At 40.7% G+C, this 12,220-nt stretch carries 10 protein-coding genes, 1 tRNA gene and 2 pseudogenes; 5 read left to right on the top strand and 8 right to left on the bottom strand.

The window, feature by feature from the left end; genetic code table 11:
- Nucleotide 1: 1 nt before the first annotated feature.
- The 6 genes and pseudogenes from ACSLFW_RS15025 to ACSLFW_RS15000 form a co-directional block, all read right to left on the bottom strand.
- The gene (locus ACSLFW_RS15025; protein ID WP_436556439.1) at nucleotides 2-760 is read right to left on the bottom strand and encodes a DUF3667 domain-containing protein; all 759 of its coding nucleotides are present in this window, start codon (nucleotides 758-760) and stop codon (nucleotides 2-4) included.
- A 143-nt stretch (nucleotides 761-903) separates the two neighbouring features.
- A pseudogene (gene purL / locus ACSLFW_RS15020) lies at nucleotides 904-4,559 on the bottom strand (phosphoribosylformylglycinamidine synthase).
- A gap of 115 nt (nucleotides 4,560-4,674) precedes the next feature.
- Entirely contained in the window at nucleotides 4,675-5,043 is a 369-nt protein-coding gene (locus ACSLFW_RS15015) for a DUF1579 domain-containing protein (protein WP_436556438.1), read from the bottom strand.
- The gene (locus ACSLFW_RS15010; protein ID WP_436556437.1) at nucleotides 5,040-5,321 is read right to left on the bottom strand and encodes a hypothetical protein; all 282 of its coding nucleotides are present in this window, start codon (nucleotides 5,319-5,321) and stop codon (nucleotides 5,040-5,042) included. The genes ACSLFW_RS15015 and ACSLFW_RS15010 overlap by 4 nt, the downstream gene beginning before the upstream one ends.
- 77 nt (nucleotides 5,322-5,398) lie before the next feature.
- Complete coding sequence (locus ACSLFW_RS15005) at nucleotides 5,399-6,139, bottom strand: hypothetical protein (RefSeq protein WP_436556436.1); 741 nt, start codon at nucleotides 6,137-6,139, stop codon at nucleotides 5,399-5,401.
- 179 nt (nucleotides 6,140-6,318) lie between these two features.
- Nucleotides 6,319-6,999, bottom strand: a complete 681-nt coding sequence (locus tag ACSLFW_RS15000; protein ID WP_436556435.1) for a hypothetical protein — start codon at nucleotides 6,997-6,999, stop codon at nucleotides 6,319-6,321.
- Between the two features lie 314 nt (nucleotides 7,000-7,313).
- On the opposite strand from ACSLFW_RS15000, the gene ACSLFW_RS14995 reads away from it, so the two are divergent.
- The 5 genes from ACSLFW_RS14995 to ACSLFW_RS14975 all read left to right on the top strand — a co-directional run bounded on the left by ACSLFW_RS14995 (nucleotide 7,314) and on the right by ACSLFW_RS14975 (nucleotide 10,088).
- Nucleotides 7,314-7,748, top strand: coding sequence for a PaaI family thioesterase (locus ACSLFW_RS14995; RefSeq protein WP_436556434.1), 435 nt, complete (start codon nucleotides 7,314-7,316; stop codon nucleotides 7,746-7,748).
- On the top strand, nucleotides 7,745-8,818 hold the full coding sequence (locus ACSLFW_RS14990) for an isochorismate synthase (RefSeq protein ID WP_436556433.1): 1,074 nt from the start codon (nucleotides 7,745-7,747) through the stop codon (nucleotides 8,816-8,818). The genes ACSLFW_RS14995 and ACSLFW_RS14990 overlap by 4 nt, the downstream gene beginning before the upstream one ends.
- A 14-nt stretch (nucleotides 8,819-8,832) precedes the next feature.
- Nucleotides 8,833-9,549 (top strand): bacillithiol biosynthesis deacetylase BshB1, encoded by a 717-nt coding sequence (gene bshB1, locus ACSLFW_RS14985; protein ID WP_436556432.1) that lies wholly within the window; start codon nucleotides 8,833-8,835, stop codon nucleotides 9,547-9,549.
- Nucleotides 9,550-9,612: 63 nt separating this feature from the next.
- A tRNA-His gene (locus tag ACSLFW_RS14980) sits at nucleotides 9,613-9,688 on the top strand.
- Between the two features lie 136 nt (nucleotides 9,689-9,824).
- A complete protein-coding gene (locus ACSLFW_RS14975) occupies nucleotides 9,825-10,088 on the top strand; it encodes a hypothetical protein (protein ID WP_436556431.1) in 264 nt (87 codons plus the stop codon).
- Nucleotides 10,089-10,197: 109 nt separating this feature from the next.
- Here the strand turns inward: ACSLFW_RS14975 and ACSLFW_RS14970 are convergent.
- Together ACSLFW_RS14970 and ACSLFW_RS14965 are read right to left on the bottom strand one after the other, a co-directional pair.
- A pseudogene (locus ACSLFW_RS14970) lies at nucleotides 10,198-11,222 on the bottom strand (M28 family peptidase).
- Nucleotides 11,223-11,224: 2 nt separating this feature from the next.
- Complete coding sequence (locus ACSLFW_RS14965) at nucleotides 11,225-12,202, bottom strand: DUF3667 domain-containing protein (RefSeq protein ID WP_436556430.1); 978 nt, start codon at nucleotides 12,200-12,202, stop codon at nucleotides 11,225-11,227.
- Nucleotides 12,203-12,220: the final 18 nt, after the last annotated feature.

Below are 12,220 nucleotides of genomic sequence, written 5' to 3'. Positions count from 1 at the left end.
TTTAGTTGAATTCAAGTTGTTGTTGACCGGTTATTAAATAATAAGTTGAGCCTATTAATATGAGCCATTCGGTTAAGATGAGCACATATAATAAAATGATTCGCCATGAAAATCCCCAAAATTTATAATAGCCTTTGGTGGCATTCCGATAACCCCAAACCGGAAATAGCGGTACCATTAAAACCGAAATGATTTGAAAATAGGTAATGAAATAGGGCATCCAGTCGATTGTCAGCAAAATCTGAAAAACTTGAAAAACAGTTGTGATCAACAGCATTCCTAGTAGGTTTGCGCCGGCAATGATCATATGTTCTGCAAGATTGAGTCTGAGTCGCCTGAAAATTGCCCATGAATTGACAGAAAAAATAGGTATGATGCTGAATAAAATGGCTTTTCCATAAGTTTCGAAAAATTCTTCCCCTACAGTTTTTTTTGCTACTTCAATATTTGTATGGTTTAAGGTTTTAGTGAAATGCATTAATAATGCGTTAAATGCAATCACCAAAAGCGATAAATAAAAGATATTGTAATAACCAACGCGTTTTCCTTTTATGTAGTCAAGCGCTGCCTTTCCTGGTCGAACAATAATTTCTTTAATTGTAAACAACATCCCTCTTTCAAAATGCCAGACCCCGTGCAGTAAATCGTGCAGCACGAAATGTTTGAGCGTGATGCGGTGCGTATCTGTCTTTTGTCCGCAATTCGAGCAAAAATTCTTCGAAGCCATTTCTGAACAGTTCAGGCAGAGTTTGTTTTCCATAATCGAGGTTGGTTGGTTTCGCTAAAGTAGAAAAAAAGAATTAAGATTCAAGAGTCAAGACCGCTTCGCTGAAAGAAAAGTTTAACGGTTATCTTTCTTTCAGCGAAGCGGTCTTGCAGTAAAACGACCTTGCAGCGCAGCGTTTATTTTCTATTCTCGAGCCATTTTCTTGCGTTTACGAATGCTTCGAGCCAAGGTGTAACTTCATCATTCCGTCTGTCAGGATAATTCGCCCAGTTCCATTGAAAAGTGGAGCGTTCAATGTGCGGCATCATAACCAAATGGCGTCCGGTTTTGTCGGCCATCATTGCAATATCGAAGTGTGATCCGTTCGGATTGGCAGGATAGCCTTCGTATGCGTATTTTGCCACGACATCATATTTTTCTTCAGCATATGGAAGGTCGAATTTTCCTTCGCCGTGTGAAATCCAAACGCCTAAAGTCGTACCGGCTAAGGTTGATAACATCACCGAATTGTTTTCCTGAACTTTTACAGAAGTAAATCCGCTTTCGTGTTTGCGCGAATCGTTGTGGCGCAATTTTCCGTGGATTTCGTGCTCCGGATTGATGACTTCCAATTCCATGAACAATTGTGCGCCGTTGCAGATGCCGACAGACAAAGTATCTTCTCTTTTGAAGAAATTATCAAGCGCATTTTTGGCTTTTTCGTTGTAAAGGAAAGCGCCCGCCCAACCTTTCGCAGAACCTAACACGTCAGAATTTGAAAATCCGCCGACAGCGCCGATGAATTGAATATCTTCGAGATTTTCGCGGCCTGAAATCAAATCGGTCATGTGAACGTCTTTTACGTCAAAACCCGCCAGATACATAGCATTTGCCATTTCTCTTTCAGAATTGCTTCCTTTTTCACGAATGATGGCCGCTTTTGGTTTTGCACCTGAAAATGAAGGTTTTGTTCCATCGAAATGAGATGGAAATGTAAATCGTAAAGGTTGATTTTTATAATTGTCAAAACGTTCTTTTGCTTTCTTTTCACCGGATTGTTTTTTGTCAAGCAGATAAGAGGTTTTGTACCAGGTATCTCGTAACTCTGAAACATTGAACGACAAATTATCCTCGCCGTTTTTGATGTTTATCGTATTGCTTTCTGTCGCATTTCCGATTTTGAAGAACGCAATTCCATTATCGTTAAATGTAGTTTCTACTGAATTTTCTGCTTGAAAAACAATTCCGATATTTTCTGAAAAAAGCAGTTTCGTAGTATCGCTTTCGCGGATGGCACTCAGGTCGAAATCAGCACCAAGGTCGACATCAGCAAAACACATTTCTAAAAGTGTAGTAATCAGACCACCGCTTCCGATGTCATGACCAGCCAGGATTTTTCCGTCGTTGATTAAATTTTGAATTGTATTGAAAGTTTTTTTGAAATCTGCTGCATTTTTGATTGTAGGCACTTCTGTCCCGATTTTATTCAAAACCTGAGCAAATGACGAACCGCCCAATTGATGCGAATCACCGGAAAGATTGATGTAATAAATAGTCCCGCCGTTCTTTTTCAAAACCGGCTCGACAACCTTTTTAATATCTGTGCAATTTCCGGCAGCTGAAATAATTACAGTTCCCGGCGCAATCACTTCGCCGTCAGGATATTTTTGCTTCATCGAAAGTGAATCTTTCCCGGTCGGAATATTAATCCCCAATTCGATGGCAAAATCCGAACAGCCTTTTACAGCTTCGTACAAACGGGCGTCTTCACCTTCATTTTTGCACGGCCACATCCAGTTGGCTGAAAGTGAAATTCCTTTCAAACCATCCTTGATTGGCGCCCAGATGATATTTGATAACGATTCAGCAATCGCGTTTCGGCTTCCGGCCACCGGATCAATCAATCCGCCAACAGGAGAGTGGCCGATTGAAGTGGCGATGCCTTCTTTTCCTAAATAATCCAAAGCCATTACGCCTACATTATTGAGCGGTAATTGTAATAGCCAGGCACATTGTTGCTTCGCGACGCGTCCGCCAACACATCTGTCTACTTTATTGGTCAGCCAGTCTTTGCAGGCAACGGCTTCAAGCTGTAAAACCTGGTAGAGATAATTTTTGAAATTATTTTTATCGTAAGTGATTTCGTTGTAATCAACTGCGACGGTTTTATCTTTCATAACTACTTTCGGCGAATTTCCGAACATATCTTCCAAAGCAAAATCCATCGGTTTCGCGCCGGTGGTTTTCGATTCGAAAGTAAAACGATGATTGCCTGTTACTTCTCCAACCTGATACATCGGTGAACGCTCGCGGTCGGCAATTCTTTGTAAAGTATCAATGTCATTCTGGCCAATCACCAATCCCATTCTTTCCTGCGATTCGTTGCCGATGATTTCCTTGGCGGATAGGGTAGGGTCGCCCACCGGAAGTTTATCCAGATCAATCAATCCGCCGGTTTCTTCAACCAATTCAGAAAGACAATTCAAATGTCCGCCAGCGCCGTGATCGTGAATGGAAATGATGGTATTATTATCGCTTTCCACGAATCCGCGGATGGCGTTTGCTGCACGTTTTTGCATTTCCGGATTGGAACGTTGCACGGCGTTGAGCTCGATCCCGGAACTGAAAGCGCCTGTATCTGCTGATGAAACCGCTGCACCTCCCATTCCGATGCGGTAGTTTTCGCCACCTAAAATGACAACTTGGTCGCCGGCTTTCGGTTTCTTTTTGATGGATTGGTCTAACTTTCCGTAACCGATTCCGCCCGCTTGCATGATGACTTTGTCATAACCTAATTTGCGGTTATTCTCATCATGTTCGAAAGTTAAAACTGAGCCTGTAATCAGCGGTTGACCGAATTTATTCCCGAAATCTGATGCACCATTTGACGCTTTTATCAGAATATCCATTGGCGTTTGGTAAAGCCATTTTCTTTCGTTCATGCCATTTTCCCATTCACGGTTTTCTTCCAAACGGGAATAAGCGGTCATATAAACGGCAGTTCCTGCCAATGGCAATGAACCTTGCCCGCCTGCAAGCCTGTCACGAATTTCTCCACCCGAACCAGTTGCAGCACCGTTAAATGGTTCTACGGTTGTCGGGAAATTATGCGTTTCCGCTTTAAGTGAAATAACTGAATCAAAATCTTTAGTTTCGTAAAAATCGGGCTTGTCGGCGGTTTTTGGTGCGAATTGCTGCACTTTCGGCCTTTGACAAACGCGACATTATCTTTGTAAGCAGAAACAATGTCATTCGGATTTTCAGCAGAAGTTTTCTTGATCATTTTGAACAAAGACGATTCTTTGGTTTCACCGTCAATCACAAAAGTGCCATTGAAAATCTTGTGGCGGCAATGTTCTGAGTTGACTTGTGAAAATCCGAAAATCTCAGAATCAGTCAGTTTCCGACCTAATTTTGTTGCGAGTTTATTCAGGTAGTCTATTTCATCTTCGCTCAGTGAAAGGCCTTCCTGCTTGTCGTAAGCCGCAATGTCGTCGATTTCAAGAATTGGTTCAGGCTTAATGTTGATGGTATAAATATCCTGATTCAGCTCGGTATATTTCTGCGAAAGCATCGGATCAAAATCAATGAAATTTTCGGCAACTTTTTGGAATTCCTCAATCCTGATAATTCCGAAAATACCCATGTTTTGCGTAATTTCAACGGCATTCGTACTCCACGGTGTAATCATAGTGGCACGTGGCCCAACAAAAAAATCCGCAAGCACGGATTTTTCTATTATTTGTGAGTCGCCAAAAAGCCAGTTTAATTTTGAGGTATCCTGAGCCGAAAGTCCGTTTTGCGTTTGTACTGCAAAGACCGTCCGGCTTTGGTTTTCGAAGAAATGAATCATTGTGGTTGTGTTATTGTTGTGTGGTGCAAATTTATCCCAAAATGTGCAAAATTCAAAACTAAAAACACAAAGATTCACAAATAAAAAAGGCTGCCTTTCATGACAGCCTTTCCGGTTATTTTTTGCGGGTCATGGTGATGTCCATGCTCTTGTATTCTTTGCCGCTCGGGTCGTTTTCGTAGCTTTCGAGTCTGCGTGTATTCTCGTCGACTATTGTGTAGGTTTGCTTAATTTTCTTTGATTTTTTTGTCATCGGATCAACGCAATCGCCTGTATAATTTACCGCTTTGGTTGCAGGATCATATTTTCCTGTCAGGTACATAACACCGGTTCCCATATTGTCTACCCAGGTTTCATTGTACTCGCCTGATGCGTTGTTATAGCCTACGGTGCTCATGCCTTCAAATGGCATTCCCATATACATTCCCTTGTGCGTCGATTGCTGGTAACGGCCGCCGAGAATCATTTTGTTTTCGCAGGTCATCGTGATTTTTTCTTCTTTGGCATCAGGCCCATTTTTGAAATCATCACTTCATCCCATTTGCCGGTTTCGTTGGCAAGCATTTTGTGGTTTTCACCCGGAGTGGCGTATTCTGTCCAGGCTTTCATCATTGCGGCAGAATCCATTGCAACCGGTGCAGGAGTTTCGGTTTTAACGGTGTCTTTTTCTGTTGTGGTGACTTCCGTTTCGGTTTTCACTTCTTTTTTGCATGCTGAAAGGCAAATCAGCAATGCGCTTAAATAAATGTAATTCGTTTTCATAAAATAGTGTTTTTTGTTGTCTCACTAAATTATGAAAATAAAATGAATATTAAGCAGTCATTCAGCGATTTAAAAAGTTAATTCTCAAAAATTACGCTTTCGTATGCACCTGAATCCGGCGAAGTAGCCCGGTCTTTATTCAAGATGTCCAACGGAAATAATGCTGAAAAAGAAGGTTCTGCAAGTCCCTTTGCGGCGGAATTATCGCCAATATTGAGCTTGTTGGTATCCACATCCAGAAAATCAGGAACGAAAGCATTGGTTACCGATGAACCGGTATTGATTTTATTATTGAGATAATGTTCTGCAACTGTAAAATCGTAAAATGGATTGTTCGTAAACTGGTTATTGATGTTATTAAACTTAATGAGGCAGTTGGTGAATTTATAAACGGGCTGAATATCATTCTTTAAATCTAACGCCATTTCAATCTGGTTGTTCCCGAAAATGATGCAGTTGTTAAAGTTAGCCGTCATTGGATAAAAATCTGTCGGCGCATTTGAATATTCCTGATAATTCTGCACCAACAATGCCAACGGATTATTGCCCGGCCAGTTGTTGTTAAAAGTACAATGCGTAAAATTATAAGTGCCGCCTTTTGTCAATGCCACATCAAATTGCCCGGTTGAGTTGATGACAATATTCGAACCTTCAATAGTAGCGGTTCTGGCAAGGATCCCGACATTGGAACAATCGTAAATCTGCGTATTCCTGATTTTCATCGCGCCACCTGCATTGGAGTCAATCAACATGCCTACAGTCGCATTTTTGAGCGTAAGATGGTTGATATCGGCTTGGCTTCCGGGTCTCAGATACACAAAATCCCATTGTCCGGGAACATCTGAATAATCAGGTTCAAGGCGATCGCCTTCAAAAACAACTTCATTTTCGTTATTTCCGGCGGGAGAATAATCGCCTGCAATCTTTAAAGTGCCGCCGTCCTGAACAATTAAGCCTGAATCTGCATGAAAATGTACGCTCGCCCCACCCGGAATCGTTAGCGTTTCACCTGAAGGACCGAAGCAAATCCGTAAACTACATAAGGCTTATCGGTTTTGAAGGTATATTCATCACCATTATCGGGATGATCATGCACCAGATTACGTCCGTAAATCGCAACCACAGAATTATCCGTCGGATCAACTGCGATAGGAACGCCTTCATAAAAACCATTGTCAAATCGTCTCGGATAAATAAAATAGGCGTCCTGTATCAATGTGACGAGTTCAACTGTCTGGAAATTCGTACCGCCGCCAAACTGTATTTGATCTGTATAAAGAAAATCAGTCGGATTGGCATCAGTAATATCTGCTGTCGTTTCAATAAAAATATAAAGGCTGTCTTTCGCGAGTAATTCAACATTGGAGAAAGTTTTGCCGTCGCCATAACCGCTGTTGTCCATGTCTTCTCCGGTCATTCCGTCAACAGTCATGCGGTATTTGGAGGTATTCCCCTTTCCGAGTTTAATGGTTGGAATCGAAATATTATTGTCAGTTTTATTGTAAACTTTCAAGGTATAAGTGCTCGATCCGATGTTCTTGAAAACCGTGTCGAGATAAACGGTATCTCTTGAAAAAGCAAGGTCGCCATTGGCACTTGTCGCAAAATCGAAGTCGCTTCTGCACGAACTGACAGAAATTAAAAGGCCAATAAAAACGAGAAAAATAAAATTACGCATCGTGGTTTTGAATTTTGGTAAATGTAGGTATTAATTTGAAAAGATGAAAGACCGCTTATGGAAGAAGACCGCTGCGCTGCTGGATGCAAGACCGCTGCGCTGTAAGATGTTGTGTTGAATGTACCTTTTTTGTCATTACCTTTCTCTGATTTTTTCTTTCAATGCAGCGATTTGCTTCTTGTCTCTTTTACTTCGTACTGTTCGCCGTCGGCTCGGGTCAGCGCAGCGTTCTCATCACAACGGTGAAAATCCGATAATAGTGCAAACGAAAACGATTCTCATCGAAAATCATTATTTTTACAAAAAATTACACGATGACTTTCGATAAAGAAAAAGCACTTGAAATGTGCAATAATTTCTGCCCCAATACTTTAATGGAAACCCTTGAAATTAAATTTGTCGATGCCGGAGATGGCTATCTCAAAGCGAGTATGCCCGTCAATTCGCGGGTGCATCAGCCAATGGGTTTGTTGCATGGCGGTGCTTCGGTGGCTTTGGCAGAAAGTGTTGGGAGTGCGGCTTCACTACTGTTTGTCAATCCGCAGGAAAGTGAAGTGCGCGGCATCGAAATTTCTGCCAACCATCTTAAAGCCAAGCGGGACGGAATGATTTACGGCACGGCAAAAATCATCCATAAAGGCCGCAGCATACATTTATGGGAAATCAGGATTACGGATGAATCAGACAACCTGATTTCGATTTGCAAGCTCAGCAACATGATTTTGCCGAGAAGAAAATCAGGTATATGAAAGCGGATTTATTATTCGAAAAAGCCCAGTGGCAATTTTCTGTAAAATTACCTTTTGTACTATACAAAAAGCCGGAAAGCGCTAGCGTCATTGGAATTTTTCAGCATGATAATCAACTACATGTCATAAAAAATTATACTGAAAAAGGTTATGTCTTCGCACCTTTCAATGGTGATAAAATCATTTTGATCCCTGAATCAGCGTCAGCAATCATGATGACGGATTTTACCAATTCAGAAGTTAATTTTTCTAATGAAATTATCAATTCTGAAAATCCCGAAGCAAAAAAAGAGCATATCTTATTGGTTGAAAAAGCAATTGCCGCTATTCAGACTGGCGATTTTTCAAAACTTGTCATATCCAGAAAAGAAGATGTGGATATTCAGGGTTTTGATTTCCTGAAAGCTTACAGAAGCTTACTGAACTTATATCCTGACGCGTTTTCGTATTGTTTTTATCATCCTGAAATCGGTTTATGGACAGGTGCTTTCTCAGAACAACTGCTCAAAATAAAAAACAAAATGCTGTTTACAATGGCTGTCGCCGGAACGCAAAAATGGAAGGATAACGACGAAATTGTATGGGGCGAAAAGGAAAAACAGGAACAAAAATTTGTAACTGATTATATTTCCAACCAATTAAATCAACTTGTGAATAAAGTTGAAGTAAGTACTCCATATACCTTGAAAGCCGGAAAATTAGCGCATATAAAAACTGATATCTCTGCAAAATTAAATGATGATGTAGATTTAAAGGCAGTAACAAATTTATTGCATCCAACGCCGGCGGTATGCGGTTTGCCAAAAGCTGCAGCGAAAGCATTTATTCTGGAAAATGAAAATTATAATCGCGAATATTATTCAGGCTTTCACGGCGAATTCAATATTGATTTTGAAACCGGTGAAAAGCAAACCGATCTCTTTGTAAATTTGCGCTGTATGAAAATTGATAATGTTTCCGCCAAAGCGACATTATTCATCGGAGGAGGGATTACAAAAGACAGTGACCCGGAAAAAGAGTGGGAGGAAACGGTGAATAAATCGCAAACGATGAAACAGGTCATCAATTAACAATTATCCATAAAATGAAATTAGACATATTAGCTTTCGGGGCACATCCCGATGATGTTGAATTAGGTTGTGGCGGTACTATTGCCAAAGAAGTTTCACTTGGAAAGAAAGTCGGAATTGTCGATTTGACGCGCGGAGAACTCGGCACAAGAGGTTCGGCTGAAATTCGCGATAAAGAAGCCGCTGCGGCCGCAAAAATACTCGGCATCGAACTGCGCGAAAACCTCAAAATGCGCGATGGTTTTTTCGTAAATGACGAAAAGCACCAACTTGAAATCATCAAAATGATTCGGAAATACCAACCCGAAATCGTTTTGTGCAATGCAGTTGACGACCGCCATATAGACCATGGGAAAGGCAGTAAATTGGTTTCTGATGCATGCTTCCTTTCGGGATTGCGTAAAATTGAAACCGAACTCGATGGTGAAAAACAGAATGCCTGGCGACCAAAATTAGTATATCATTTCATCCAATGGAAAAACCTGGAACCTGATTTTGTTGTTGATATTACCGGATTTACCGATAAGAAAGAAGCGGCGATTTTGGCTTACAGTTCGCAGTTCTACGACCCGACAAATAGTGAACCTGTGACGCCAATTGCTACAAAAAACTTCCTTGAAAGCATCCACTATCGATCGCAGGATTTGGGCAGGTTGATTGGTACAGATTATGCCGAAGGATTTACTGTTGAAAGATATTTGGCTGTCAACAGCTTAGCAGATTTGATTTAATTTTTTGCCGTTTTGCTTGCCAAAAGAAAAGATTTGTAATATATTTGCCCTCGTTAAACACATGGTGATTGTAGCTCAGCTGGTTAGAGCATCGGTTTGTGGTGCCGAGGGTCGTGGGTTCGAACCCCATCATTCACCCGGAATTCAAAGCTTCAGAGAAATCTGAGGCTTTTTTTGTAGAAAAAATTTAGATTTTGAATACCCGCATTTTGCCAAAGAAACCATAAAACACTCGCTATTGCCGCCATTTCTTCCTAAATTAGAATAAAAAATTTATGGGACAGTTAGTATTTATCGGCAGCAAAATCTCCTTCATTGCATTAAGGGATTTTATATTTGACCACAAAATCAACCAGGGCGATACAATCGTCCTGCATCCGCAGAATTTTGAAAGCATTCTTGAAGAAATCAAGCAATCACAGGAATCAATCGATATTCCGATAAATATTTTCGGAATCTTACTTGTAAAAGACACCACTGATACTGTTGAATTGGGTAAAATCCAGATCGTGAAGAATGAGAACCTGAATAATTCGTAAAGTCAGACCGTTACGCTGAAAGAGTCAAGACCGCTTCGCTGTAGGAAAATAGATTTCAAAAATTTGCCTTGTCTTTCTTCTTGCAGCGAAGCGGTCTTGACTCTTTCTTCTATTTCCCGTCTTTATCGACAACAAGTTTTGCCGGACGATTCGCCACTTCCCATGCAATTGCAAAAGCCAGTTGCGCTCTTTTCTCCAAAGCATCAAACTCGATTTTGGAAACTTCATCAGTTGCCTGGTGGTAATCGTCATGAACGCCGTTGAATAAAAATACTACCGGAATACCATGCTTCGCGAAATTGTAATGATCAGAACGGTAATAAAAACGATTCGGGTCTTTTCTATCGTTGAAAGTATAGTCGATTTTCATATTCGTAAAATCTTTATTGGCGGCTTCACAAACATTATACAAATCTGTTGAAAGGTAGTCAGAACCAATCAGGTAAATGTAATTATTAGTGTCCGGATGCGCATAATCACGTCTTCCAACCATATCGATATTGATATCGGCAACCGTGTTTTTCAATGGAAATAAAGGGTGTTCAGAGTAATATTGCGAACCGAATAAGCCATGTTCTTCGCCCGTCATGTGCATGATAAGGATGGAACGTTTGGTTCCGTGGCCCTCTTTTTCGCTTGTTGGAACGCCTGTGCGATTTCCATCACGGCAACAGTCCCGGAACCATCGTCGTCTGCGCCATTGTAAACTTCGCCGTTTTTCATACCAACATGGTCATAATGCGCCGATACAACTACAATCTCATCAGGTTTCTCAGTACCTTCTATAAATGCCCAGATATTTTCGGAATCAGGTAATCCGGCGTCATAATCAGCATTCATAAACGCAGCTGGTACTTTCTGGTAATAATCTGAAGCGCCTTTCGGGAATGGAATGCCGTCTTTTTCGTATTGCGCAACCATATATTTTCCCGCTTTTTTCTGGCCCTTGGAACCGGTGTCGCGGCCTTCCATTTCGTCTGAGGCGATAATGGAAAGGTGCGCTTTCAATTCGGCAGCAGTAATTGTACTGAGGTATTTTTTTTCCAATTCTGCATTACTTGCCACTGTTTTTTTTGCAGAACACGAGAAAAGTAAGAACGATAATAAGCCTAAGCTGATGATTTTTCTGGTCATATTTACTTGATATTGATGAATGTATAAACGATTAATGCGGTTATCGATATGGTAATAAAAAACATATTGATGAAAAACATGAAACAGCCTTTAACCGCTGTGTAACGGCGTTTTCCACCATAAAACCTGTGGTGCGCCGGGAAGAAATAATAAAACATATACAAAATTCCGGCAAAATTTATGAAGTGCGATATGATATCGAAAATTATCAGATTGCAGCATTCCAATAAAGTCGAAATAATATTCAGGATGAGCTGGCAAAGCAGCAGGAATGAGAAATAATGCAGCGTAAAAATACCATGGTCAAAATAATACCATTTCTTCTTATCGTGGAAAAGCCATAAAATGAAGGCAAAAAATGGCATATAAAGAAACAGCACCTTCGGGATATTATGCACGAAAGATTCAACGAATTTATCTTTTAATTCTTCATTGGTGTAATGCTTTTCGCGAACCTCAGTAGCTTTTTTAGCAAACCAATATTCGATATTTCCCATCTTTTCGTCAGCTTTTTCGGCGCGTTGCACAGAATCAAGTTCTTTTACCGATTTGTAGCCAATATCAAAATTCGAAACCTCATGCATCAAAGAATCTCTTTGTTTTTCAGTAAATGCTCTTCCGTTATCATCTTTAATGGTACCGGATTTAATGATTTCGTCTGAATTTGAAGGCAATAATGAAAGCACAAGGAATGTAACAAAACTAATGAAAATATAGAGCCTTACCGGCGCAAGATATGACATCCGCTTGCCTGAAAGGTATTCTTTCGTAAGCGATGCCGGTCGTAGAATAAGATTCTTGATGGTTTTCCAGAAAGCATTTTCATAATGCGTCAGGTCTTCAAAAAAGTGAAAAAACAGGTGGTGGAATGTTTTCCTGGTTTCGGTATTTTCCTGTCCGCAGTTCGGGCAAAAGCGATTTTCAACCACATAATTGCAGTTCAGGCAGGTTTTGTCGTCACGGAGTTTGTGTTTTCCCATAAAAACAATAATGATCTG

The organism is Flavobacterium sp. 3HN19-14 (assembly GCF_051373205.1).
Taxonomy (GTDB): domain Bacteria; phylum Bacteroidota; class Bacteroidia; order Flavobacteriales; family Flavobacteriaceae; genus Flavobacterium.
The sequence above is the reverse complement of the archived record's forward strand: the minus strand, read 5'-3'. Positions and strand labels throughout refer to the sequence as shown.